Origin of the sequence: Streptomyces sp. NPDC005303 (assembly GCF_040607335.1) — a bacterium.
Taxonomy (GTDB): domain Bacteria; phylum Actinomycetota; class Actinomycetes; order Streptomycetales; family Streptomycetaceae; genus Streptomyces.
On the sequence record NZ_JBEXGM010000013.1, the window covers coordinates 40,646 to 65,554 of the forward strand.

Annotated in this window: 21 protein-coding genes and 1 pseudogene; 8 read left to right on the plus strand and 14 right to left on the minus strand. The window is 71.9% G+C overall.

Annotated features, from left to right (window positions below; all coding sequences use genetic code 11):
- Positions 1 to 174: 174 nt before the first annotated feature.
- Positions 175 to 2,844 (plus strand): cellulose binding domain-containing protein, encoded by a 2,670-nt coding sequence (locus ABZT93_RS19920; RefSeq protein ID WP_356106103.1) that lies wholly within the window; start codon positions 175 to 177, stop codon positions 2,842 to 2,844.
- 69 nt (positions 2,845 to 2,913) lie between these two features.
- Here ABZT93_RS19920 and ABZT93_RS19925 read toward each other — a convergent pair whose 3' ends face one another.
- Positions 2,914 to 4,791: a rhamnogalacturonan lyase gene (locus ABZT93_RS19925; RefSeq protein ID WP_356106105.1), complete on the minus strand. Its 1,878-nt coding sequence runs from the start codon at positions 4,789 to 4,791 to the stop codon at positions 2,914 to 2,916.
- 435 nt (positions 4,792 to 5,226) lie between these two features.
- Entirely contained in the window at positions 5,227 to 5,532 is a 306-nt protein-coding gene (locus tag ABZT93_RS19930) for a 4a-hydroxytetrahydrobiopterin dehydratase (protein WP_356106107.1), read from the minus strand.
- Positions 5,533 to 5,993: 461 nt separating this feature from the next.
- On the opposite strand from ABZT93_RS19930, the gene ABZT93_RS19935 reads away from it, so the two are divergent.
- Positions 5,994 to 6,818 (plus strand): helix-turn-helix transcriptional regulator, encoded by an 825-nt coding sequence (locus ABZT93_RS19935; RefSeq protein WP_356106109.1) that lies wholly within the window; start codon positions 5,994 to 5,996, stop codon positions 6,816 to 6,818.
- Here the strand turns inward: ABZT93_RS19935 and ABZT93_RS19940 are convergent.
- Positions 6,800 to 7,225 (minus strand): hypothetical protein, encoded by a 426-nt coding sequence (locus ABZT93_RS19940; protein ID WP_356106110.1) that lies wholly within the window; start codon positions 7,223 to 7,225, stop codon positions 6,800 to 6,802. The two genes, ABZT93_RS19935 and ABZT93_RS19940, sit on opposite strands and share 19 nt — an antisense overlap.
- Before the next feature lie 215 nt (positions 7,226 to 7,440).
- Between ABZT93_RS19940 and ABZT93_RS19945 the strand changes: the two genes are divergently transcribed.
- The 4 genes and pseudogenes from ABZT93_RS19945 to narJ all read left to right on the plus strand — a co-directional run bounded on the left by ABZT93_RS19945 (position 7,441) and on the right by narJ (position 9,963).
- Complete coding sequence (locus ABZT93_RS19945) at positions 7,441 to 8,304, plus strand: helix-turn-helix transcriptional regulator (RefSeq protein ID WP_356106112.1); 864 nt, start codon at positions 7,441 to 7,443, stop codon at positions 8,302 to 8,304.
- Positions 8,305 to 8,365: 61 nt separating this feature from the next.
- Entirely contained in the window at positions 8,366 to 9,166 is an 801-nt protein-coding gene (locus tag ABZT93_RS19950; RefSeq protein WP_356106114.1) for an SAM-dependent methyltransferase, read from the plus strand.
- 129 nt (positions 9,167 to 9,295) lie between these two features.
- Positions 9,296 to 9,475, plus strand: a pseudogene (locus ABZT93_RS19955) (hypothetical protein); the annotation flags it as partial.
- The gene (gene narJ, locus ABZT93_RS19960; RefSeq protein ID WP_356106116.1) at positions 9,475 to 9,963 is read left to right on the plus strand and encodes a nitrate reductase molybdenum cofactor assembly chaperone; all 489 of its coding nucleotides are present in this window, start codon (positions 9,475 to 9,477) and stop codon (positions 9,961 to 9,963) included. The pseudogene ABZT93_RS19955 and the gene narJ, both read left to right, overlap by 1 nt.
- A 7-nt stretch (positions 9,964 to 9,970) precedes the next feature.
- Here narJ and dnaK read toward each other — a convergent pair whose 3' ends face one another.
- The 8 genes from dnaK to ABZT93_RS20000 all read right to left on the minus strand — a co-directional run bounded on the left by dnaK (position 9,971) and on the right by ABZT93_RS20000 (position 20,181).
- A complete protein-coding gene (gene dnaK / locus ABZT93_RS19965) occupies positions 9,971 to 11,842 on the minus strand; it encodes a molecular chaperone DnaK (protein WP_356106118.1) in 1,872 nt (623 codons plus the stop codon).
- A 63-nt stretch (positions 11,843 to 11,905) separates the two neighbouring features.
- On the minus strand, positions 11,906 to 12,664 hold the full coding sequence (locus tag ABZT93_RS19970; RefSeq protein WP_356106119.1) for a glycerophosphodiester phosphodiesterase family protein: 759 nt from the start codon (positions 12,662 to 12,664) through the stop codon (positions 11,906 to 11,908).
- Between the two features lie 6 nt (positions 12,665 to 12,670).
- Entirely contained in the window at positions 12,671 to 14,014 is a 1,344-nt protein-coding gene (locus ABZT93_RS19975) for a hypothetical protein (protein WP_356106121.1), read from the minus strand.
- A gap of 93 nt (positions 14,015 to 14,107) precedes the next feature.
- Positions 14,108 to 14,536, minus strand: coding sequence for an OsmC family peroxiredoxin (locus ABZT93_RS19980; protein ID WP_356106123.1), 429 nt, complete (start codon positions 14,534 to 14,536; stop codon positions 14,108 to 14,110).
- Positions 14,537 to 14,599: 63 nt separating this feature from the next.
- Complete coding sequence (locus tag ABZT93_RS19985) at positions 14,600 to 16,393, minus strand: hypothetical protein (RefSeq protein ID WP_356106124.1); 1,794 nt, start codon at positions 16,391 to 16,393, stop codon at positions 14,600 to 14,602.
- On the minus strand, positions 16,390 to 17,451 hold the full coding sequence (locus ABZT93_RS19990) for a MoxR family ATPase (protein ID WP_356106126.1): 1,062 nt from the start codon (positions 17,449 to 17,451) through the stop codon (positions 16,390 to 16,392). Before ABZT93_RS19990 ends, ABZT93_RS19985 begins: the two co-directional genes overlap by 4 nt.
- A 179-nt stretch (positions 17,452 to 17,630) precedes the next feature.
- Positions 17,631 to 19,715: a phage holin family protein gene (locus ABZT93_RS19995; RefSeq protein ID WP_356106128.1), complete on the minus strand. Its 2,085-nt coding sequence runs from the start codon at positions 19,713 to 19,715 to the stop codon at positions 17,631 to 17,633.
- Positions 19,716 to 19,779: 64 nt separating this feature from the next.
- The gene (locus ABZT93_RS20000; RefSeq protein ID WP_069760383.1) at positions 19,780 to 20,181 is read right to left on the minus strand and encodes a hypothetical protein; all 402 of its coding nucleotides are present in this window, start codon (positions 20,179 to 20,181) and stop codon (positions 19,780 to 19,782) included.
- 83 nt (positions 20,182 to 20,264) lie between these two features.
- On the opposite strand from ABZT93_RS20000, the gene ABZT93_RS20005 reads away from it, so the two are divergent.
- Together ABZT93_RS20005 and ABZT93_RS20010 are read left to right on the plus strand one after the other, a co-directional pair.
- On the plus strand, positions 20,265 to 21,038 hold the full coding sequence (locus ABZT93_RS20005) for an MBL fold metallo-hydrolase (protein ID WP_356106130.1): 774 nt from the start codon (positions 20,265 to 20,267) through the stop codon (positions 21,036 to 21,038).
- Positions 21,035 to 21,655 (plus strand): VTT domain-containing protein, encoded by a 621-nt coding sequence (locus ABZT93_RS20010; RefSeq protein WP_356106132.1) that lies wholly within the window; start codon positions 21,035 to 21,037, stop codon positions 21,653 to 21,655. Before ABZT93_RS20005 ends, ABZT93_RS20010 begins: the two co-directional genes overlap by 4 nt.
- A 7-nt stretch (positions 21,656 to 21,662) precedes the next feature.
- Here ABZT93_RS20010 and ABZT93_RS20015 read toward each other — a convergent pair whose 3' ends face one another.
- The 3 genes from ABZT93_RS20015 to ABZT93_RS20025 form a co-directional block, all read right to left on the minus strand.
- The gene (locus ABZT93_RS20015) at positions 21,663 to 22,712 is read right to left on the minus strand and encodes an MBL fold metallo-hydrolase (protein ID WP_356106134.1); all 1,050 of its coding nucleotides are present in this window, start codon (positions 22,710 to 22,712) and stop codon (positions 21,663 to 21,665) included.
- On the minus strand, positions 22,709 to 23,953 hold the full coding sequence (locus tag ABZT93_RS20020; RefSeq protein ID WP_356106136.1) for an aminotransferase class I/II-fold pyridoxal phosphate-dependent enzyme: 1,245 nt from the start codon (positions 23,951 to 23,953) through the stop codon (positions 22,709 to 22,711). The genes ABZT93_RS20015 and ABZT93_RS20020 overlap by 4 nt, the downstream gene beginning before the upstream one ends.
- A gap of 162 nt (positions 23,954 to 24,115) precedes the next feature.
- Positions 24,116 to 24,850 carry a hypothetical protein gene (locus ABZT93_RS20025; protein WP_356106138.1) on the minus strand — a complete coding sequence of 245 codons (735 nt, stop codon included), beginning with the start codon at positions 24,848 to 24,850 and terminating at the stop codon, positions 24,116 to 24,118.
- Between the last annotated feature and the right edge of the window lie 59 nt (positions 24,851 to 24,909).

The following is a 24,909-nucleotide window of genomic DNA, read 5'->3' on the forward strand; positions in this document are numbered from 1 at the left end:
TCACCGTCTCTCCTCCGGACCCGCTTGAAGGGCTCCGCGTATAAGGCCCCGTCACCTGACGGCGGGGCCGAACAGCCGGGCGACCCCCTCCCGCACTGGGGGTCGCCCGGCACCTCTCGCACCATACGGAAAGCGCTTACCCCCCACCCTCCCCCTTTCCGGAAAGGACCCCCCGTGCGAAGAACCCGCATTCTCACGGCCGTGCTCGCGCTCGCGGCCGGGCTGCTCGCCGGCACGCCGCCCGCACTGGCGGCCGACAGCACCGCGAAGGTCTCGCTCGCCGCCGACACGTACACCTGGAAGAACGCCCGGATCGACGGCGGCGGTTTCGTGCCGGGCATCGTCTTCAACCGCAAGGAGAAGAACCTGGCGTACGCCCGCACCGACATCGGCGGGGCCTATCGCTGGCAGGAGTCCTCGAAGACCTGGACCCCGCTGCTCGACTCGGTCGGCTGGGACGACTGGGGGCACACCGGCGTGGTCAGCCTGGCGTCCGACTCCGTGGACCCGAACAAGGTGTACGCGGCCGTCGGGACGTACACCAACGGTTGGGACCCGACGAACGGCGCGGTCATGCGCTCCTCGAACCGGGGCGCGAGCTGGCAGAAGACCGACCTGCCCTTCAAGCTCGGCGGCAACATGCCGGGGCGGGGCATGGGCGAGCGGCTCGCGGTCGACCCGAACAAGAACAGCGTGCTGTACCTCGGGGCGCCGAGCGGCAAGGGGCTGTGGCGGTCGACGGACTCCGGGGTCAGCTGGTCGCAGGTGACCAACTTCCCGAACGTCGGCAACTACCAGCAGGACCCGAGCGACACCAGCGGGTACGCCGGCGACAACCAGGGCATCGTATGGGTCACCTTCGACGAGAGCACGGGCACGTCCGGCAGCGCGACCCGGACGATCTACGTCGGGGTCGCCGACCTCCAGAACTCGGTGTATCGGTCGACCGACGGCGGCGCGAGCTGGAGCAGGCTCGCCGGGCAGCCGACGGGCTACCTCGCCCACAAGGGTGTCCTGGACGCGGCGGGCGGCTATCTGTATCTCTCCTACAGCGACAAGGGCGGGCCGTACGACGGCGGCAAGGGTCAAGTGTGGCGGTACGCGACGGCGACCGGCACCTGGACGAACATCAGCCCGGTCGCGGAGGCCGACACCTACTACGGCTTCAGCGGCCTGACGGTGGACCGGCAGAAGCCCGGCACGGTGATGGCGACGGCGTACAGCTCGTGGTGGCCCGACACCCAGATCTTCCGGTCCACCGACAGCGGCGCGACCTGGACGAAGGCGTGGGACTACTCGTCGTACCCCAACCGCGCGAACCGCTACACGATGGACGTCTCCTCCTCCCCCTGGCTGACCTGGGGCGCGAACCCGTCGCCACCCGAACAGAGCCCGAAACTCGGGTGGATGACCGAGTCGCTGGAGATCGACCCGTTCAACTCGAATCGCATGATGTACGGGACGGGAGCGACGCTCTACGGCACGGAGAACCTCACGAACTGGGACTCCGGCGGGCAGTTCACCATCAAGCCGATGGTCCAGGGCCTGGAGGAGACGGCGGTCAACGACCTGGCGTCGCCGCCCTCGGGAGCCCCGCTGCTGAGCGCGCTCGGTGACGTCGGCGGTTTCCGGCACACGGACCTCACCAAGGTCCCGTCGATGATGTTCACGTCGCCGAACTTCACCACCACCACGAGTCTGGACTTCGCCGAGACGAACCCGAACACGGTCGTGCGGGTCGGCAATCTGGACTCGGGGCCGCACGTCGCGTTCTCGACGGACAACGGGGCCAACTGGTTCGCCGGGACCGACCCTTCGGGCGTCAGCGGTGGCGGGACGGTGGCCGCCGCCTCGGACGGCAGCCGGTTCGTGTGGAGCCCCGAGGGCGCGGGCGTGCAGTACACGACGGGCTTCGGTTCGTCCTGGTCGGCGTCGAGCGGTATCCCGGCCGGGGCGATCGTGGAGTCGGACCGGGTGGACGCGAAGACCTTCTACGGCTTCAAGTCCGGGAAGTTCTACATGAGCAAGGACGGCGGGGCGACCTTCGCGGCGTCCTCGGCCAGCGGCCTCCCGAGCGGTGACAGCGTGCGTTTCAAGGCGCTGCCGGGTGCGAAGGGCGACGTGTGGCTGGCCGGCGGGGCGAGCGACGGGGCGTACGGCCTGTGGCACTCGACGGACGGCGGCACGAGCTGGACGAGGCTCGCGAACGTCGACCAGGCCGACGCGATCGGCTTCGGGAAGGCGGCGACGGGGGCGTCGTACCAGACGCTGTACGCCAGCGCGAAGATCGGCGGAGTCCGTGGCATCTTCCGCTCCACCGACAAGGGCGCGAGCTGGACCCGCATCAACGACGACGCCCACCAGTGGGGTTGGACCGGCGCGGCGATCACGGGTGACCCCCGGGTCTACGGCCGGGTGTACGTCTCGACCAACGGCCGGGGGGTGATCTACGGCGACACGTCCGACACCGGCGGCGGAGGCGGCGGCACCGATCCGACGGACCCGCCGGATCCCACTCCCACGGGCGCCTGCACGGTGACGTACAAGATCACCAACCAGTGGTCGGGCGGCTTCCAGGCAGACGTCCAGCTGAGCAACACGGGTACGAGTGCCTGGTCCGGGTGGGCACTGGGCTGGACCTTCCCCGACGCCCAGACGGTCTCCCAGACCTGGAACGCCGAGGCCACCCAGTCGGGCTCGACCGTCACGGCGAAGAACGTCGGCTGGAACGCCAACGTGGCAGCGGGCTCCTCCGTCAGCTTCGGCTTCACGGGCAGTTGGTCGGGGACGAACGGGAAACCGACCGCGTTCAGGCTGGGCGACCAGAACTGCTCGGTGAGCTGAACCGGCCGCCGCTCCGCACGCGAAGAGGCCCCGCCAGGTGTCACCGGGCGGGGCCTCACCGTGTCTCCGTCAGGGGGTGTACACCGTCGGCCTGGGTGCCGTCGCCATCCCGTCGCCGATGAAGAAGCTCGGGTGCGGGGGCTGGTTGTAGGCGGTGTTCTGCCAGGCCAGGCCCGTGCGGTACATCGTGTCGTGGAGCAGGGTCGTGATCTTCGTCGTCGTCTCGTACGGCGTGGAGTAGACGCGGAGCGCCGTGTTGTCCGAGGTCGGCCACACGACCTCCTCGCGCCAGTCGCCGAGGATGTCGCCGGACAGGGACGGGGTCGCCTTGGTGCCGTTGTTGGAGTGGACCGACGCTCCGGTCAGGAGGCGGGTGTCGGACGAGGTGCCGTACTTGTCGATGTGGGTGCCGTCGAGGAGTTCACGGACCGTGTCACCGTCCCACCAGGACAGGAAGTTCACCGAGGACGGCTCGCGGCCCTTCGTGGCACCGCCCTCGTCGCGGATCGAGGTGTCGGAGGCCGACCAGACCTCGGCACCGTCGTTGCCGGCCCAGATGTCACCGGCCACTCCGCGGCCGTTGTCGCAGCACCCGGCCAGTTTCCAGTTCACCGTGCCGTTCGCGGGGTTGATGTACAGCTCCGCCGGCTGGGATGTCGACTCGGAGACCTTGAAGTACTCAAGACCGGCGTGGGAGGGGTCGAGGTCGCCGAGGTGCTGGGCGTCGCCGTGCCCGGTCCTGGTCGTCCACAGCCCGTTGCCGTTGTCGTCGACCGCCATCGCCCCGTAGACGATCTCGTCCTTGCCGTCACCGTCCACGTCCCCGACGGACAGGCTGTGCGAGCCCTGGCCGTCGTAGCCCTTGCCGCTGTTGGTCGAGGAGTTGGTGTCGAAGGTCCAGCGGCGCGTGAAGGCGCCGCCGCGCCAGTCCCAGGCGGCGACCACCGTGCGGGTGTAGTAGCCGCGGGCCATGATGAGCGAGGGGCGCGCCCCGTCCAGGTACGCCGTCCCCGCGAGGAAGCGGTCGACCCGGTTGCCGTACGAGTCGCCCCACGACGAGACCGTGCCGCGCGCCGGGACGTAGTCGACGCTCTGCATCGCCTTGCCGGTCTGGCCGTTGAACATGGTCAGGTACTCGGGGCCGGACAGTACATAGCCGCTGGAGTTGCGGTGGTCGGCCGACGAACTGCCGATCACCGCGCCCGTGCCGTCGACCGTGCCGTCCGCCGTCTTCATGGCGACCTCGGCCTTGCCGTCGCCGTCGTAGTCGTATGCCTGGAACTGTGTGTAGTGCGCGCCGGAACGGATGTTGCGGCCCAGGTCGATCCGCCACAGCCGGGTGCCGTCGAGCTTGACGCCGTCCAGGACGGTGTTGCCGGTGTAGCCGGACTGGGAGTTGTCCTTGGCGTTGGTCGGCTGCCACTTCAGGACGAAGTCCAGTGCCCCGTCGCCGTCGAGGTCGGCGACGGACGCGTCGTTGGCCTCGTAGGTGTAGGCGACGCCGTCCGGGGTCGTGCCGCCGGCCGGCGGGCTGATGGGAACGTCCTTGTAGCCGCTGCGGAGTTGGACCGCGTGGACCGAGTCCGCCTGCTCGACACCGCCGACGATCGCGCGGACCGTGTAGTCGGCCTCGGCGGGCGCGCCGGAGTGGAAGTAGTTGGTGGAGCCGGTGACGGGGGTCGAGTTGACCTTCGTGCCGGCACGGTAGACGTTGAAGGACACGTCGTTCGGGTCGGTGCCGAGCCAGCGCCAGCTGACCAGGTTGCCGCTGCTGGTGTGCACACTGACGACGCCCCGGTCGAGCTTCTCGACCTGGCGGGCGGTGGCGGCCTCGGCGGAGCCTGGGTTCAGGACAGTGAGTCCCGCGGCCACGAGGGCCGTCGCGGCGGTCACCGCCGGGAGGAGGGCGCGGCGTCTGCGGTGGGGGCGCGGGTGCGGGTGCTGCACGGGTGAACCTCCGAAGCTGTGGGGGCGGACGGGTTCCACCCACTCAGTCGCCGTACGCAGGAGCCGAGTTGCCGCATTTTTTGGCCAGTTCGGCATTGGCCATGGGCGCGCTCGACTCGATGGGGACCGCGAACACCCCGCGCCTCCTCGACGTGGGCTGAGGCACCGGGACCGGCCCGCGCAGGTTCGCCGCCGTCCGGCCACGGCCCTGACCGCGGGCGCCGACCTGACGTACGGCAGGGCCCGCATGGCCGCGGTACGGCTGCCCGGCGCGGTCGTGCTCGCCGACAACCGTGCGCCGCCGCTCCCCGTCGGTGTGCTCGACGCCGTCACCAGGGCGTGGCTGCTTCCACCTTGATGCGCCCGAGGGCTTCGACCTGGGCGCCTACGGCTGGACCCGCGCCGGCCTCCTCCTTGTCATGGTCGGGCACCGGCTCACTGGGCTCCGTGACCGGCGGCGAGCGCCTGCACCCGCTGCGCCAGCTCGAAGTCCTTCTCCGTGAGCGCGCCGCCCGCGCTGTGCGTGTGCACGGACAGCGCCACCGTGTTGTAGCCGAGGGTGAGGTCGGAGTGGTGGTCGAGCTCCTCCTGGACCTGGGCGACGTGGACGACCATCGCGGTCGCGGCGAAGTGGGTGCCGAGGCGGTACGAGCGGGTGAGGCGGCCGTCGTCGACGGACCAGCCCGGCAGTTCCGCGAGCCGGTCCTCGATCTCCTTCTGCGACAGGGGTGCGACGGGCATGACCTGGCTCCTTCCTGGGGGTCGTGGTGTCTTCAGCGTCCCACAACCGTGCCGCTGCGGCCCTGGTCAGGAGGGTTCCCGGCGGCCAGGAGGGTTCCCGGCGGCCAGCTGGGACATCTTCGGCGGCAAGGTCGTCGGGCGAGCGCGGCGATCCGGGCCCGGTTTTCGACCTGCCGGTCCCACTCGTGCGGCAGGCAGACGTCACCGTGCCGCAGAGGGGGCCGGTCGTGTCGCTGTCACCCGAGTGGTCGACCGACAGCAGCAGCGCGTGCTTGACGCTTCCGCCGGCCGGCGCGCTGTGGACACCGATGGCGAGCCCCTCCTCGGCGACCCGGCCCGCGCCGAGGGCGTCACCCGGCGCACCCCCGGCAGACGGCCCCGCACCCTGGCGCGGTCCCCCGCCACGCTCACCGTCGTCCAGGGCCCGGTCATGCGCCCGCTGCTCGGCTACGGTCGTACGCATGACCATTGTCCACTCCGCTGCAGCCGCCCCGTCCGACCGGGGCGTCGGTCCCCTCCTGCGCGCCTGGCGGGAGCAACGGCGGGTCAGTCAACTGGAGTTGGCGCTGCGGGCGGACTCAAGTGCCCGCCACATCAGCTTCGTCGAGACGGGTCGCTCCCGTCCGAGCGAGGAGATGGTGCTGCGGCTCGCCGAGCATCTGGAGGTGCCGGTGCGGGAGCGCAACGCGCTGCTGCTCGCGGCCGGTTACGCCCCGCGCTTCCCGGAGACCCCGCTGGACGACCCCGCGCTGGACGCCGTGCGCGAGGGGATCGAGCGGCTGATCCAGGGCTACGAGCCCTATCCGGCCCTGGTGTTCGACGCCGGGTATCACGTCGTGGCCGCGAACCGGGGCATCATGATGCTCCTCGAGGGTGTCCCGGAGTTTCTGCTCCAGCCACCGCTCAACACCATGCGGCTGACCCTGCACCCCGAGGGCCTCGCCCCGCGCATCCGCAATCTGCGGGAGTGGCGCGGCCATCTGCTGGAACAGATGCGGCGGCAGATCGCCCTGCGCCGGTCGGAGCGGCTGCGGGAGCTGTACGAGGAGGTCGCGGCCTATCCGGTGCCGGACCCGGAGGAGTTCGACGACGGCCAACCGCCCGAGCAGGTGCCCTACTTCGCGCTGCCGATGCGGATCGAGCACGAAGGGCGGACGCTGTCGTTCATCTCCTCCACGTCCACCTTCAACACCCCCATGGACGTGACCGTCGCCGAGCTGGCCATCGAGACGTTCCTTCCGGCCGACCCGGCGACGGTCAAGCACCTTCATTCACTGCTGCCCTGACAGGCTTTCAGCGCGGCGTACTGGAGCAGCGCGAACCCGCCGACGGTGACCGCCTGGAGCACCGTCCACACGGCACCGGCCGTGGTCGGCGACAGCCACAGTCCGAGGGCAACACAACTCAGGGCGGCCCACAGGAGGTTGGCCTCGACGACGGCACGCACGGGGAGGGCCGGCGGACGACCGCGCGAGGCGAGGACGCCCACGACGGCACCGTACGCCACGAGGAAGGCCCCGAGTCCGAGCAGCAGCCCCGAGTCGACGCCCAGGAACCGGCCGACCGGTCCGGACCCGAGGAGGTACACGAGACCGTTCGCACCGGTCACGACCGCGTCCAGGGCGAGGAAGCGGCGCAGCATGGTGTGCGGGTCCGAGGTCCGGGCGAGCGCGATGAGCTGGGTCGCGGACATGACGAATCACCCTCCGTCGAGGTCGGAAACGGGGAAGCGGACGGAGGGTTCCGGACCGGAGTGCGCCGGCCCGGAACCCCTGACATCCACCATCCCGCCGGCCCGCGCCCCGGTCGATTACGCGGGAGGTAAGGAAGGAACGGTCGTGAGCGGTGAGACCGGCACGGGAACATGGCACACTGCACGCAAGCTTCGACGCGTAGGGGAGGCGTGGCGTGAGTGAGCGGCGACCTGCGCCGACCGTGGGCCAGGTGGTGCTCGGCAGACGGCTTCAGGAACTGCGGGAGGCGGCCGGCCTCAAGCGCGAGGAGGCCGCGCAGGTACTGCGGGTGGCCCCCGCGACCGTACGGCGGATGGAAATGGCCGAGGTCGCCCTGAAGATCCCGTATGTCCAGGTGCTCCTGGAGACCTACGGCGTGCCCGAGGAGCAGGTCGAGGCCTTCGTCCAGCTGGCCGAGGAGGCGAACAGACCGGGCTGGTGGCAGCGGTTCCACGATGTGCTGCCCGAGTGGTTCAGCCTGTACGTGAGCCTGGAGGGCGCCGCCGGGATCATCCGCTCCTACGAGCCGCACTTCGTGCCCGGACTGCTCCAGACCGAGGCCTACGCGCGTGCCGTCATGGAGGCCGGGACCATCGCGCAGACGGGTCCTGAGGCGGTGGAGCGGCATGTGTCGCTGCGGATGGCCCGGCAGCGACTGCTGGAGCGCCCCAACCCGCCCCATCTGTGGGCGATCATGGACGAGACGGTGTTGCGCCGCCCGGTGAGCATCCGCTCCGAGGTGATGCGCGAACAGCTGGACAAACTCCTGGAGTTCGCCGAGCGCGACCGGGTCACGCTCCAGGTGTGCGAGTTCGAGGAGGGCCCGCACCCGGGGACGTACGCGCCCTTCTCACTGTTCCGCTTCACCGAGCCGGAGCTGCCCGACCTGGTCTTCACCGAGTACCTCACCGGTGCGCTGTATCTCGACTCCCGCCAGGAGGTCGCCACGCACCTGGAGGTCCTGGACCACATGTCGGCGCGGGCCGCGTCGGCCGAGCGCACGAAGAAGCTGCTGCGGGAGCGCCGCGAGGACTTCTGAGCGGGCGGCACGACCACACGGCAGGGACACCATGCCACCGTCGCAGGGGAGAAGACACCGCATGACCGGATCCGACGCCGCAGTCCCCGCCATGGACACCGGCCGGCCGCATCCGGCCCGGGTGTACGACTGGTGGCTGGGCGGCAAGGACAACTACCCGGTGGACGAGGAACTGGCCCGACGGATCCTCGCCGTGGACGGCACGGTGATGCGCGGGGCGCGGGCAAACCGCCGCTTCATGCACCGGGCGGTGCGGACGGTCGCCGAGGCCGGGATCCGCCAGTTCCTCGACATCGGCACCGGCATCCCGACCGAGCCCAACCTGCACCAGGTGGCGCAGGAGGTCGCCCCGGAGTCGAGGGTCGTGTACGCGGACAACGATCCGATCGTCCTCCGGCACGCGCAGGCCCTGCTGCACAGCGCCCCGGAGGGCGCCACGGACTACGTCCACGCCGACGTCCGCGATCCGGACACCATCCTGCGGCCGGCCGCCGAGACCCTGGACTTCGCCCAGCCGGTCGCGCTGTCCCTGGTGGCGCTCACCCACTACCTGAGCGACGAGGCGTACGGGCTGCTCGAGCGGTACGTCGCCGAGCTCGCCCCGGGCAGTTACGTGATCCTCTCCCAGGTCACGCCCGATCTGAGCCCCCAGGCGATAGAGAAGGCGGCCGAGCAGTTCCGCAGGAGCGGCACGGCCTTCCACCCCCGTTCGCTCGTCGAGTTCTCCCGCTTCTTCGGCGGTCTGGAGCTGCTCGGCCCCGGGGTGATCCCCGTGTCGGGCTGGCGTCCGGGCCCCGAGGACGTGGCGGCCCAGGCGGAGGGCATCGTGTCGGTGTACGCGGGGGTCGCGCGCAAGGTCTGACCCGTACGGGTGCCGTGAACGGGTGCGCTCCCGCGCCCCGCCCTACGTTCGAAGGAGCCGCGGACAAGGAAGGGAGCGCACGTGTGGAATGTGCGGTGCCGAGCGTGAACGCCGCCGGGCGGTCGCGGTCTCGACCACGCGGACGGGCCCGGCATGGGCGTGGACGGGTTGTTCGGGCAGGACTCGGGGCGCAGGCAGCTGCCGCCGGTGTCAGTGTCGGTGTCGGTGTCGGTGTCGGTGTCGGTGTCGGTGGAGAGCTTCCACGTGCTGCGCGGACGGCAGACCACGGACGACGCGGAGGAGGCGTGATGCCCTCGGACGCAGTGCTGTACCAGGCGGCGGCGCTCTGCCTGACGTATCCCGACGACGGGTTCCGCACACGCCTGCCGCTGCTGCGGGAAGCGGCCCCGCAGCTGCGGGAGTTCGTCGACCACGCGGCGCTGACGCCCGCGCAGGAGCTGGCGGCGCACTACGTCCGGGTCTTCGACTTCGACAACCGGCACAGTCTGTATCTGAGCTGGTGGCAGGACGGGAACACCCGGCGGCGCGGGATGTCGCTGCTCCGTTTCGAGGAGGTCTACCGGGCCGCCGGCCTGGAGTTCACCGGTGAGGAGCCGCCGGACTTCCTCCCCGCCGTGCTGGAGTGCGCGGCCCGCACCGGGGACCTCGGCCTGCTCACCGAGCACCGGGACGGCCTGGAGCAACTCCGTTCCCGGCTCACCGACTTCGGCACGCCGTACGCGACGGTCCTCGACGCGGTGTGCGCCACGCTGCCGACCGCCTGGACGCACGACTGACGGGATCTCAGGCGGCCCCGCCCTTCTGGTCCCTCTCGTCGTCCACGATCTCCGCGTCCACCACGCCCTCGTCCTCCTGGGGGGACGTGTGCGGGCCGGCGTCCTCCGTGGGTGTCTCCTGGGACGGCTGCGCCTGGGCGTACATCGCCTGGCCCATCTTCTGGCTGACGGAGGCGAGCTTCTCGACGCCGCCCCGGAGGGTGTTGGTGTCGGCGTTCTCCTCCAGAAGCCGTTTGAGTTCGGAGACGGCCGCCTCGACCTCCGTCTTGGTGTCGGCGGGGACCTTGTCGTCGTTGTCGCGTACGAACTTCTCGGTCTGGTAGACGAGTTGCTCGGCCTGGTTGCGGGTCTCGGCGGCCTCGCGGCGGTTGCGGTCCTCCTCCGCGTACTGCTCGGCCTCGCGCATCATGCGGTCGATGTCGTCCTTGGGGAGCGCCGACCCACCCGTCACGGTCATCTTCTGCTCGCGCCCGGTCGCGAGGTCCTTCGCCGAGACGTGCATGATCCCGTTCGCGTCGATGTCGAAGGCCACCTCGATCTGCGGGACGCCTCGGGGCGCCGGCGGCAGTCCGGTGAGGTCGAAGACGCCGAGCTTCTTGTTGTACGCGGCGATCTCGCGTTCGCCCTGGTAGACCTGGATGCCCACCGAGGGCTGGTTGTCGGTGGCGGTCGTGAAGATCTCCGAACGCCGGGTGGGGATCGTGGTGTTGCGTTCGATGAGCTTGGTCATGATGCCGCCCTTGGTCTCGATCCCCAGCGACAGCGGGGTCACGTCGAGCAGCAGCACGTCCTTCACGTCACCGCGGATGACACCCGCCTGGAGCGCCGCCCCGACCGCCACGACCTCGTCGGGGTTGACCCCCTTGTGCGGGTCCTTGCCGGTGAGCTCCTTGACCAGGTCGGTCACCGCGGGCATCCGCGTCGAGCCGCCGACGAGGATCACGTGGTCGACCGCGGAGAGCTTGATGCCCGCATCCTTGACCGCCTGGTGGAAGGGGGTCTTGCAGCGGTCGAGGAGATCGGCGGTGAGCTCCTGGAACTGGGCGCGGGTCAGCTTCTCGTCGAGGTGCAGGGGCCCGTCGGCGGAGGCGGTGATGTAGGGCAGGTTGATCGTGGTCTCGGAGGACGACGACAGCTCGATCTTCGCCTTCTCCGCGCCCTCGCGCAGCCGCTGCAGCGCCATCTTGTCCTTGCCGAGGTCGACGCCGTACTGCCCCTGGAACGTCTTCACCAGGTGCTCGACGACCCGCTGGTCCCAGTCGTCGCCGCCCAGGTGCGTGTCGCCGTTGGTCGCCTTGACCTCGATGACCCCGTCGCCGATCTCCAGCAGGGACACGTCGAAGGTGCCGCCGCCGAGGTCGAAGACGAGGACCGTCTGCTCCTCGCCCCGGTCGAGGCCGTACGCCAGCGCCGCCGCCGTGGGCTCGTTGATGATCCTTAGCACGTTGAGGCCGGCGATCTCCCCGGCCTCCTTGGTGGCCTGCCGCTGGGTGTCGTCGAAGTAGGCGGGCACCGTGATCACGGCGTCGGTGACGTCCTCGCCGAGATAGGACTCGGCGTCCCGCTTCAGCTTCTGCAGGACCCGCGCGGACAGCTCCTGCGCCCGGTACCGGGTGCCGTCGATGTCGCCCTGGTCCGGGAAGCGCCAGCTCCCGTCGCCCATGTGCCGCTTCACGGAGCGCGCGGTGCGCTCGACGTTGGTCACGGCCTGCCGCTTGGCGACCTCGCCCACCAGCACCTCGCCGTTCTTGGCGAAGGCCACGACCGACGGTGTGGTCCTGGCCCCCTCCGCGTTGGCGACCACCGTGGGTTCACCGCCCTCCAGTACGGCCACCACCGAGTTCGTGGTACCGAGATCGATCCCGACCGCACGTCCCATCGCTGTCCCCTTCCGCCCAGGGAGCGTCCCCGTACTCCAGCACAGAACTTGAGTGCCTTCCTGTCAATGGGACGGGTACCCCACGGAACGCTCTTCGCTCGGCTCCGCCCGCAGCGCGACGGCCCGCCGCGGCCGGTCGGTGATCAGGACGTCGACGCGCGGGTGGTCGAGAAACGTCCGCATCAGGGTGTCGTCGTTGACCGTCCAGACCATGGTGAACAGGTCGTGCCGGACCGCCTCACGCAGCACGTTGGCGCGGGCCAGCCGCTGGTGCACGGCCACCCCGCTCGCGCCGCAGGCGCGCACCCGGCGCATCGGCAGCAGCTCGCTGAGCCGGACGCCGGCCAGGCGGGACCGGGCGATCTCCTTGCCGTCCCGGCCCAGGGAAAGGGCCGTGCGGACCCGCGGGAAGGCCCGTGCGATGGCGGCGACGGAACGGTCCTCCAGGGTGGTGGCGACGAAGCCGTCCGCGCCGAGCAGGGCGACCGCCCGGTCGATCAGCTCGTGCTCGTAGCCGGCCTCCTTGAGGTCCAGGTGGCCGGCCATCCGGCCCGCGATCAGGGACATGACCTCGTCGACGACCGGCACGGGATATCCGGCGCGCTCGCTGAGCTCGGCATACCGGATCCCGGACAGCGGCGGTCCGTGCGGCCCCACCCGGGCGTCGTGGTGGACGACGAGGACCCCGTCCGCGGTGCGCCGGATGTCGAACTCGACGTACTCCGCCCCGGACCGCAGCGCGTCCTCGTAGGCCTCCCAGGTCGCGGCACCGGCACGCTCGGATCCGCCCCGGTGGGCGGAGACGGCGGGTCGTGGGGACATCGGCGGTCAGCTCCCGGCCGGTGGGTGCGGGGCGGCGGTCGGGGTGTCCGGGGTCAGCAGGGAGCCGGAGCGCCTGCCGGTGCGGATGATCCGGACGTATCCGATCACGGCGAGCACGAGAAAGGGGACCCAGGCCAGGAGGTACGCCGGGAGGTACCGCGGGTCGAAGATGGAGCGGTGGGAGTTCACGGTCGTGGCGTTGGCGCCGAAGAACGCGAGCAGCAGCGTCGGCGGCAGGGCGATCAGGGTGGCGATCGCGACCAGCACGGACACCGTACGGTCCCGGCGGTCGTCGCGCTCCGAGAGCTCGGCGTCCAGGGCCGCCGAGCGGGCACTGATCACCGAGGTCAGGCGCTCCACCATGCGGGCCGAGTTCTCCAGGCTGTCGCGGATGCCGAGCGCGTCCCGCAGGGAGGACTGGAAGGCCTCCATGACCATCTCCGGGATCAGCAGGCTGTCGACGTACGCCTCCACCCCGAAGGCCAGGTCCAGCTGGAGCTCGTTGACCCCCGCGGACAGCTGTGAGATCAGCGAGCGGACCTCGTACGGAGAGCTCGCCGAGGCCTGTTCGTTCGCCCGCATCGTCTCGAAGGCGGCCAGCCGTGTGCGCTGGAGGACGGCGAGCGCGGACACCATGCCGATGGCGACCAGGGTCAGGCCGTTCTCCACGTGCCGGGCCCAGCCGACGTGGACGGAGACACCGCGGCCGTGCGCGGAGAGCGTGGTGCCATGATTGCTGAGATGGGGCGGTTCCGCCGTGGCCATCCGGCCGCGGTACACGATCTCGTTCAGCACGGCCGACTGCCGGGCCGCGTCGACACCGAGCAGCTCCTCGCGCAACTCCCCGCCGGGGAAGACGAGTTGGTGGACGTTCTGACCGAAGGCGAGTGGCTCCCGGGGCGCGAGCCCTTGTCCCAGCACATCGAGCAGCGGCCGGCCGTCGAGTGTGATCAGGTCCCGGTCGAAGCAGGTGTCGGCGAGCCAGGCGGCGAGCGCGTCGGAGGGCGTGGGCCCGGCGAACTCGCAGTCCAGGACCAGGGTGATGTCACCGCGCGGGGCGGCGAGAACGGCGAACTCGGCCGACGCCAGGGCGAGTCCGCGGTCACCATGGGGCAGCCGCAGCTCCCCGGGCGCCACGTCCCGCACGAGCACCGGCACGGGAAGCACCGCCTCGCTGGACTTCAGGTGCAGGGCGAAGCGGCCGAAGTCGAACCGGTCGACGAGACTGCCGAGCGAGGGCACCCGCGGATCCAGGCTGCCGCTGAGGCTGAACAGCACCAGGGCGCGGGTGAGTTGACGGGCTCCGGAGTCGAGTTCCGCCCTGTCGCCCGCCGTTGTTCCCAGGGTCATCGCGTCCCTTCCCGCACCTGGACCTCCCGCCGGAGCCCGGCAGCGCGCAGACCGCCCCGGACGAGCGGTCTGCGCGACCTGGCGCCTTCGGGTTCAGGCGAGCTTGGCGTCCAGCGTGATCGGGACGGACTTCAGGGCCTGGCTGACGGGGCAGTTCGCCTTGGCGTCGTCCGCGGCGGCGGCGAAGCCCTCCTCGTCCAGGCCCGGCACGGTGCCCTCGACGGTGAGGTGGATGCCGGTGATGCCCTCTCCCGGCTGGAAGGAGACGTCGGCCGAGGTGACGAGCTTGGTGGGGGGGGTGCCCGCGCCGTTCAGGGCGTGCGACAGCGCCATGGAGAAGCAGCTGGAGTGCGCGGCGGCGATCAGCTCCTCGGGGCTGGTCTTGCCGTTCGCGTCCTGGGAGCGCGAGGCCCACGTGACCGGCTGTGCCTCGATGGCACCGGAGGAGTCGAAGTTGACGACACCGCTCCCCTCGAGGAGGTTGCCTTCCCAGACGGTGTGTGCGGAGCGCGTGGTAGCCACGGTCAGTCCTTTCGTGTGGTCCCGCTGACGGGGGATGCGGGATCCATCCGATCACACTACGGCTCAGCTCACGCGGAAGACCGGCCCCCGTGCGGTGAACGGCAGCCTGGCCCCCTGCGGGATCAGATAGGCGTGCTCGCGCCGGACCCGCAGCACATCGCACCAGCCGTCGGTGATCACCAGCACGGGCGCGCTCGCGGGAAAGTCGTCGGCGCGGTGCAGCAGGTCGATGCCGGGTTGCAGGACGGTGCCGCCGCGGCCGTGCACCCGGACCCGCTCGGCGATCTCGGTGACCGGGAGATAGCCGGCGTCGTGCGGGGCCGCGTCGCAGAACACGACCCGGGCGGCCGGTACGTCCCTGGCCTCGGCGTAGGAGGCGATCGCGCCGAGCGCCTTGCCCAGCAGGATGCGGTTCATCGAGCCGGAGGTGTCCAGGACCACGCCGAAGGTGCAGCGGGCGATCTCCTCGGGCGGGAAGTAACGGCCCGCGCGCGGGATGTCGGGGGTGGAGGACTGACGGCGCGAGGGGCGGGCGTAGGACCGCACGGGCTGCGGGCTGGGCACGAACTCGTCGAACCAGCGGGCCAGTCGCGCGTCCCAGGGCACCGGTGGGTGGCTGAGCGCGCGGATCTCCTCGACGAGGCCGCCGGGCAGGAACCCGCGCTCCTGCTGCTGGTGCAGGTCGAGGCCCTGGGCGAGACCCCGGTGGTAGAACTCGTCGAGGTCGACGTAGTCGCGGGGCGAGCCGAGCGGGCCGCCGAGGATGTCGCCGACGCCCTTGCCGCGGAGGGTGGCCAGCCGGCGCATGCGGCGCAGATCGCCGGCGATGCGGTCGTAGACCTCCTCGGAGGAGAGGCCGGTGAGCTCGGGGTCGTACAGCAGGCCCTCGGGCATGGTGCCGATCCGCATCTCGTTCAGCCAGCCGTTGATGACGTAGTCGCAGGCGATGTTGAAGAGGTAGGGGTCGCGGGTGCCGCAGCGGTCGCCGTGGCGCAGGGCGGCGTGCAGCATCTCGTGGGCGAGGATGAACCGCCATTCCTCGTCGTCGAAGCGGCGCAGGGGGTTGATGTAGATCTCGGCGGCCTCGGCGTCCACGGCGGCGATGGCGATGCCGTGGGCGCGGGCGAGTTCGGCGTCGGCGACCAGCTTGATGCCGGCCGCGATGCCACCGAGCAGCGGGTAGGAGGAGACGAACCAGCTCAGGGCCCGCTGCCAGGGGCGCAGCGCGGGCGCCTCGCCGTCGAGGGAGTCGCGGCGGCCGCCCGCCATGTCCATCGCCGCAGACACGGTCCGGGTCAGGGCGGTGGCGAACGCCAGCTGCCAGTCCACGGGCTGGCGCCAGCCCGCCCAGGGCAGCAGCAGCTGATCGGGCTCGGGACCCGCCGTGCCGCAGTGTTCGTAGACGGCCGGGATGCCGTCGCGGCGCCAGCGGGCGGCGAGCTGCTCCTCGTCGCCGTCGGGGTAGGAGGCGGGCAGGTGCTCGGGGGTCTTGCCGACGGTGAAGTCGAGCAGGAAGCGGTTGACGACGACACAGCGGGCGGCGAGGTCGAAACGGTCGGGCTGGGTGCGTGCGCCCTTGACCGCCGGGACGTGTCCGAAGCCGAGGTGGAGGACGGCGTGGGCGAGCGCCCAGGCCCAGGCGGCGGGCTCGGCGAGCCGGTCGGGGTGGGCGTGCAGATCGCCGTCGGAGTCGACGACCACCAGCCCGTCCCGGGGTGCGTGACGGCACTCCTCCTGGCGGCAGACGTCGAACTCGACGGCCGCGAGGGCGGGGTTGCCCTTGAGCAGCCGCATTCCCTCGGCGAACGCCTCACCGGCGAGGTCCCGTTTCTTCTTCTTCACGGGACTGCGGCTCACCGCCGCGCCTCCACGAGGCGCGGCATGTCCCGGGCCGCCTCGACGAGGAACCAGGAGGGCAGCACGGGGTTGCCGTCGGCGTCGGAGGCGATGACGGTCTGGGCGACCTCCACGGAGATCTCTGCGAGCTGCACCAGCAGCGACTTGGCGCGGTACGCGGTCTGGCGGCCGTTCGCCGACATGTGCTCCTTGCTGACCGGGAGTTCCTTGACCAGGCGGCCGCGGAAGGACTCGGCGAGGTAGTAGAGCAGGTCGCGGTCCTCCAGGCGGTTCGGCCAGCCGGCGTCCCCCTTGATGATCGCCTCGATGCCGAACCGGCTGCGCACGATCTTGACGTACCCGCAGAACGCGGTCGCGTGCCGGGGCGTCAGGGTGCCGTGCGCCAGCACCTTCAGGGTCTCCTCGTCGAGGTCCCGGCCGAAGGAGTGCAGCGCGTCGGAGAGCATGTGCCAGGAGCGGGGCGTGGAGAAGGGTTCCTCGGTCTTCGGCGGCTTGGACCACAGGTGGTCGGGCCGGTCGGTGAGGTGGTCGAGGATCCAGGGGTGGATGCCGTTGCCCGCGGCCCAGGCCAGCCAGTCCTTCGCGGACGCCTCCAGGTGCACATGGGTGAGGCGATTGACGAGGGCCGAGGCGATGGGCCGGGCCAGCGCGTTGTCGGTGGCCCGGTTCCCGGCACCGATGACGATGGAGCCCTTGGGGAGTTCGTAGTCCCCGATACGGCGGTCCAGGATCAGGGAGTAGAACGCCTTCTGCACATCCGGGGTGGCCGCGTTCAGCTCGTCCAGGAACAGACAGTACGGCTCGTCGCGCGCGATGGACTGCGGCGGGCAGAACACCGACCGCCCGTCCCGGATCTGCGGCACCCCGATCAGGTCCTCGGGGGCGAGCTGCGTACCGATCAGGCTCACGCACTCCAGCCCCAGCGACGCGGCGAACTCCCTGACCAGGGAGGACTTCCCGATCCCGGGCGCACCCCAGACGAAGACGGGCCGCACGGTGGCGAGGCCGAGGAGGAGCTCGGGTATCCGGGAGGGGGAAACGGTGACGGCAGCCTGCAAAGCGGTGGCTCCAGGGGGTGTTCGAGGGAGGGGCGACTCGAACAGTGTCCGCGCCGGGCGAAACTGACGCAGCTGATTTATTCAGGCCCAGTGATGCGCCCTCAGGGGGGCGGGGCTGTATCGATGTGCGGCTCCGCCGCGTGGGCGCGACCGGCCCCCACCGGCCCGCAGCCGGACGGCTACGCGGCTTTCTCCTCTCGCGCGGTCAACGGCACTTGAGGACCCCCCGCTTCGTCGAGCCAGCGCCGCAGCACCTGATGAACCCGCTCCGCCCCGACCAGTCCCTCGGGCGGCGCCGACAGGGCGAGCGGCGACAGCAGGAACGGCTTGGCCTGCGCGCCGCCCAGACCGCCGTGCGACCCGATCTGCTCCTCGAAGGCCAGCACCTCCCCCTCCGCCGGGTCGTACCAGGAGTTGACCATGATGTCGGCGGTGTGCGGAAAGGAGTGCGTGCGGCGTACGGCCTCCACCGCGCCGGGCCCGAAGTCGGCCAACGGCCCCGGATTCTCGTCCAGTTGGTCCAGCGGGATCTCGGTGCCGAACGGTCCGAGGACCACCCCGCCGTGCTCCTCGCTGCGCACCAGGAGGAAGCCGATGCCGGGATGGTTGGCGAGGGTGGTCAGCAGGGCCGGGTGGCGCGCGTCCAGCTCCTCCTTGGTCATCCGGTGGTGCACGTCCGGGAAGGAGACCAGCCCGAGATTGCCGGAGGCCAGCACGATCGGCTCGGAGCCGCGGGCGGGCCGGTACTCCTCGCGCCCCTCCTTGCCGGGTCGGCGCAGCGCGGCACGGACGGCGGCGCGGGCCTCGGCCCCGCTGTGGGTGCGCTCGGCCTTGCGTGACACGGGCAGCCCGCAGCCGGCCCGGACCAGGTCGCCGAGGGTGAGCCCGTAGCGGGTGCGGAAGGTCTCGCCGGGGCTCTGCCCGTGGTCGGAGAGGACGACGATCCGGTACGGGCGCGGGGCGTGCTCGGCGACGTTCTCGATGAGGGCGAGCGAGCGGTCCAGGCGCTCCAGGACCTTCGCTGCGTCCCGGCCGGTCGGCCCGGAGTGGTGGGCGACCTCGTCGTAGGCGACGAGGTCGGCGTAGACGGCCGTGCGGCCCGCGAGCATGTCGCCCATGACGGCGGCGACCACGACGTCCCGTTCGACGACGGTGGCGAAGGCGCGGACCAGGGGGTACAGGCCGCCGCGTCCCACCCGGGGGCGCTCCTTGCGGGCCCGGGCGCGGGTCGACTGGCCGATCTCGCGGCCGACCTCGGCGAAGAAGGACAGGGCGGTGCGCACGGCGTTGGCGGGGTCCGAGAAGTAGGCGAAGTAGCCGGCCCGGGAGCGGGTCTCGCGGCTGCGGCGGCGGGTGGCGATGGACAGGACGAGGGCCTGTTCCTCGGCGCCGCCGGAGAAGAGGTTGCCGCGGCTGGCGCCGTCGACGGCGAGCAGTCCGGCGTGGCCCGCCTGTGCCACGGCCCGGTGCTGGAGTTCGACGGCGCTGGTCGGGCGGTTGCAGACCATCACCTCACCGCGGTCCTTCTCGTACCAGCGGAAGGCGGGGACGTCGTGGTTGCTGCCGTGCAGGATGCCGAGCTGGCTGGCGCCGGTCTGGCTGGACCAGTCGGTGCGCCAGGAGGTGAGCCGGTGGGTGGGACGCAGGGCGCGGCCGGGGGTGTCGTTGTGGCCGATCCACCGGGCGATCGTGGGCATCAGGCCCCGGCCGACCGCGGCCAGCAGGACGTCGTGGCCGACGCCGTCGAGCTGGAGGAAGACCGTGCCGGGGGTGGCCGGGCCCGCGGGGCCGCCTCTGCGGCGGCGGTCGGCGAGACGGTACAGGCGGCGGCGGTAGGCGTCGTCGTCGCGTACCGCGAGGGCACCGCCGGTGGCGGAGGCGACGGCGGACATCACGGCGGCGACCACGACCGCGGTCTCCGGGGCGGCGTCGCCACGCTCGGCGGGGTTCAGGCGCAGGGCGAGCAGCAGCAGCGCCCCGTTGAGGAAGAAGACGAGGAGCCCGAGCACGAGTGTCGGTACGAGCAGGAACAGCCGTACGAGCAGCGGCCACACGACGGCCGACAGCACACCGAAGGCACCGGCGCCGAACGCCGCCGTGACGGCGATCCGGGTCGCGCTGTCACCGGTCGGGGACTGCAGCCGGAAGTCCGGCAGGATACCGGCCAGCACCAGCATGGTCAGGGTCGAGACGACCCATACCGTGATGCTCCGCCCGACCTGACTGGCCACCCTTCGCCAACGCCCCGCACCCACGCCCCGCACACCTCACGTCCTGGCCCGTCGTCGGTGCGGGCGCTGGGACCAGCGTGTCATACGGGTCGGACAGTCAGCGTCCGTCGTATCCCGCCGTAGGCATCGACAGCCTGCGGTGCACGCTGGCCTTCATCTGGGCGTCGTAGAGGGGTTCCGCGAAGCCGACCGTCTCGACCCGCACCCCGCGGCGGGCGCATTCGGCGGTGAACTCCTCCACGGAGGACAAGGCGCTCTCCAGGACCCGGCGGCTGGGGGCCACGAAGAGGTCCCGCCCCGCGCGCACCCCGTCCCAGAGCACGCAGTGGTCGGCGCGCAGGCCCCGCACCAGCAGTTCCCGCCGCACGGTGTACCCCCGCTCCGCGGCCCAGCGCGCGCACATCGCGTGCTGGCTGCGGGAGTCCACCAGGAAGGGATCGGCGTCCAGTTCCTCGAGCGGCGTCAGACTCGCGATCGCCGTGACATGGACCGCTCCCATGGTGTCCCCCTCACCTCCGGGTTTCGCCGCCGACCATACTCCAGCCCGTAGGCTTCGGGGAGTCGCGCGAAGGAGGCAAAGAGGTGCCGGTGGAGATCACCTGGTGGGGCCACGCCACCTGCACGGTCACGGATTCGGACGTACGTGTGCTCACCGACCCTCTGTTCACCCGCCGGCTCGCGCATCTGCGCCGGCGCCGCGGGGCGGTACCCCCGCCGGAGGCCCGGCGCGCGGAGGTGGTCCTGGTGTCTCATCTGCACGCCGACCACCTGCACGTTCCCTCGCTGGCGCGGCTGGAGCCGGGCACGCGCCTGTTCGTGCCCCGGGGTGCACCACGCCAGGTGCCGGGGCTGCGCCGGCTCACCCACCTGCGGGTGGACGAGGTGGCGCCCGGCGACGAGCGACGCGTCGGCGACCTGCTGATACGCGCGGTGCCCGCATGGCACGACGGGCGGCGGCTGCCGCTCGGGCCGCACCGCTCCCCCGCGCTCGGTTACGTCGTCGAGGGCTCGGCGCGGACGTACTTCGCCGGGGACACCGGGCTGTTCGACGACATGGCCAAGGAGGTCGGCCCGGTCGACGTGGCGCTGTTGCCGGTCGGCGGGTGGGGGCCGTATCTCGGGGAGGGGCACCTCGACGCGGGGCGGGCGGCCCAGGCGCTGGCCCGGCTGGGGCCGCGCAGTGCGGTGCCGGTGCACTACGGGACGTACTGGCCGATCGGCATGGACGCGGTACGGCCACATGAGTTCCATGCTCCGGGCGCCGAGTTCGCGCGGCTGGCGGCTCGGTTCGCGCCCGGCGTGGACGTGCACCGGTTGGAGCACGGGGAGAGTGTGCGGCTGGAGGTCGCGCGGTGACGTGGCTCGCGGCCGCCACCACGGGGGCGACGCCCGGTGCCGCCGGGCAGGCGATCGGGTACCCGACGTTGTTCCTGCTGGTGTTTCTGGGGGCGCTGATACCGGTGGTGCCCACGGGGGCGCTGGTGAGTTCGGCGGCCGTCGTGGCGTTTCATCAGGCGGCGCCTCTCTCGATGCTGTACGTGTTCGTCACGGCCGCCACCGCCGCGTTCCTCGGGGACATCGCCCTGTACTGGCTGGGGCGGCGTGGGATGAAGTCGAAGAACGGGTCGCGGTGGCTGGAGGCGCTTCGGTCGCGGGCGCCGGAGGAGCGGCTCTCGCAGGCACAGGGGAAGCTGGCCGACCACGGGGTGGCCGTCCTCGTGCTGTCCCGGCTGGTGCCGGCGGGGCGGATTCCGGTGATGCTGGCCTGCCTCATGGCCGAGTGGCCCTTGCGGCGGTTCGTGCGGGGGAATCTGCCGGCCTGTCTGGCGTGGGCCGTGACGTATCAGCTGATCGGGATCCTGGGCGGGTCCTTGTTCAAGGAGCCCTGGGAGGGTGTGCTGGCGGCGGTCGCGCTGACCGTGGCGATCAGCGCAGCGCCGACGGTGTGGAAGCGGGTCCGCTCCACCGGGTGAGGGCTCGTCAGTCCAGCACCCTGGAGCCTCCCACCGGCAGGTCCCACAGGTCCTCGCGAGCCAGGCCCGCCTTCTCCCAGGCCGCCCGCACCCTCGTCAGGGGTTCCAGTACCGGCTCCGCCGACAGCACGAACGTCGCCCAGTGCATGGGGGCCATGCGGCGGGCGCCGAGGTCCTGGGCCGCTCGCACCGCGTCCTCCGGGTCGCAGTGGACGTCGCTGAGCCACCAGCGGGGGTCGTAGGCGCCGATGGGCAGGAGGGCGAGGTCGATGCCGGGGTAGCGGTGGCCGATGCGGGAGAACCAGTGGCCGTAGCCCGTGTCGCCGGCGAAGTAGACGCGCCGGCCGTCTCGGGCCGTGAGGACCCAGCCGCCCCACAGGGTGCGGCAGGTGTCGGTGAGGGAGCGCTTGGACCAGTGGTGGGCGGGGACGAAGTCGAAGCGGACGCCGTCCAGTTCGGCCGCCTCCCACCAGTCGAGTTCGGTCACCGCGGTGAAGCGGCGGCGGTGGAACCAGCGGGCGAGTCCGGCCGGGACGAAGACCGGGGTGTCGCGCGGCAGGCGGCGCAGGGTCGGGGCGTCCAAGTGGTCGTAGTGGTTGTGGCTGATGACGACCGCGTCGACGCGCGGCAGGGCGTCCCAGTCGATGCCGACCGGGGTGATGCGGGCCGGGGTGCCGAGGATGCGACGGGACCAGACGGGGTCGGTCAGGACGGTCAGGCCGCCGATCCGCACCACCCAACTGGCGTGTCCCGCCCAGGAGACGGCGACCGTGCGGACGTCGACGGCGGGGAGCGGGCCGGGCGCGTAGGGCAGCCTCGGGATGTCGGCGAGACCCTCGGGTCCTGGCCGTACGGCGCCCTCGCGGGCGAAGCGGGCCATGGCCTTCAGGCCGGGCAGCGGGGCGGTCAGACGGTCGTGGAAGGACTTCGGCCACACTCTGCGCTCCCCCAGCGGGCGGGGTTCGGCGAGCGGCGGGGACGGCGGCGCGAAGGAGGAGGGGGCCAAGGGCTCGTCGGCCACTCGCATGCTGGTGGTCGACTCGGACTGCTGCGTCATCGAGGAGGCTCCCATCGCTGAGCGTCGTCGCGGAGTTCGTCGAAGACCGACTCCAGGGTGTTCAACGCGCGTTGCACGTGTGGCAGTTCCAACGGCGCGGGTGAGGTGAGGCATTCCGCGCGTTCCTCGTCCGAGCCGCCGAGCAGGGGGCCGGTGGACAGCCGTACGCGCAGCGCGCCGAGGTCGTCGCCGAAGCGGTGGCCGCCGGGTGCGGGCATGCCGAGCCGGGCGGTGAGGAAGTCCTCCAGGTCCTGGGCGTCGCCGACGCCCCGCGCGGCGAGCGCGGGGCGCAGCGGGCCGAGGTCGACGTACAGGTGGCGGCCGGCCCGCGGGGGCCTGCAGAGCGCGCCCGCGCCGACGACCACGGAGTGCGCGGCGGCGGCCACGCGCGCGTGGAGGTGTCCTACGGCGGTGCGGCGGACGGTGACCGGTTCGGGCTCGGTGAGGGCGTGGGCGGCTGCCGCGGCGACGGGGGCGGCGATGTGGGCGCCGAGGGCGGTCAGGATGTCCAGCACGCGGGCGCGGAGACCCTCGCCGCTGCCGTTCGGGGGGAAACGGGCGAAGGCGGCGGGCCAGCCGGTCGGGAGCAGGCTGCCGGCCAAGTCGGTGACGACGGTGACCCGGTCGGGCAGCATCTCGGCCGGGCTGAACAGGACCGTCTCGTGCGGGGCGTGCACGGTGTCGCGCCAGGTCTCGTCGCTGACCAGGTGCAGGCCCTCCCCCGCGGCGGCCTCGACGGTCTCGTGCAGCACCTCGGGCGGGGCGACGGTGGCGGTGGGATCGTCGGCGACGGACAGCACCAGCAGTCGCGGGTCACCGCCCTCGGCGCGCACCCGGCGCACGGTCTCCAGGAGGGCGTACGGATCCGGGACACCGCCGCACTCAGCTGGTGTCGCCACATGGAAGACGCGTCGGCCCAGCAGGCGCGCGTCCGGCACCCACCAGGCGGCACAGGGGCGGGGCACCAGGACGTCACCGCCGAGCGCGGCGGTCAGGGCGAGCAGGAGGGCCGGGGCGCCGGGGGCGGCGGCCACGTGGTCGGGGTCGGCGGGCAGGCCACGCCGGGCCGCGTAGGCGCCGGCGGCCTCCAGGAGCGAGGGGCCGCCACCGACCGGCTCGGCGCGGGGGCGGGCGGCCGCGGCGGCGAGGACGGCGGTGAGCTCGGGCAGTACGGGCAGCCCGTCGTCGGGCAGCGGAGGGCCGTAGCGGACGGGGCCGTGGCCCTCCGGGTCGGTCCGCATGGTCACCTCCACCTCCGTAAGGCGCTGTCCGGTGGTCGGTCCGGTCCGCCGTATCGTCCCCTCGCGCCGGAGGGTGCTCCTCGCGCTCCGAGTACCCACGGAGCCGCCTGCCCATGGGCGGGGCGCGGGTTGCTCCTCTCACACGGACCTGAGGTTTCGATCTCAGGAGTCCGTCGCGGGGGCCTTGCGGCGCAACCGGTACACGGCGCCCGCGGCGGCACCCGCGATCAGCACTCCGCCGGTGACCAGGGCGGGCACGGAGTCGGTGAAGGAGCCGCCCTGACCGGCGTGGACGGGGCTCTGGATGACGGCGGGGGCGCAGCTGTCGGTGCGCGGCTCGGTCGGCGGCTCGGTGGTGTGCGGTTCCGTGGTGTGCGGTTCCGTGGTGTGCGGTGCGGTGCGCGGTTCGGTCCATGGCTCGGTGTGCGGCTCGGTGCACGGGCGGTGGCTGCTGTCGGTGGCGGGACCGCGGGTGACGGTGAAGGTGGCGCTCCAGGCCTTGCCCGGTGCGCGGTCCGCGGTCGGGCAGGTGCCGTCGACGGTCCACGCGGAGTCCGGGCCGACACCGTCGGCACCGTCCTCGAGTTCCTGGTCGGCGGCGATGCGGGCGGTGCCGCTGTAGGCGGGTCCGGAGACCTGGTCGTCGTTGCCGGGCACCAGCTGCAGTCGTACGGTCTGCGACTCGAAGGCCTCCGAGGTGGCGTCGACGGTGGCGGGCGGCGTCCCGGTGCCGGGGTCGCAGGAGACGGACACGGTGACACTGCCGCCCGGCTGCACACTGGTCGGGCTGACCTCCGCGGCCGGTTCGGCGAAGGCGCTCGGCGCGGCGGCACCCAGGGAGATGCCGAGCGCGGGGAGGACGACGGACAGGGCCCGGAGACGGGCGGTGCGGCGCATGGGGTGGACTCCTTCGGCCGACGGCTGCGGGGCCCGTCGTCGGGCGTCGGGGTCACGAC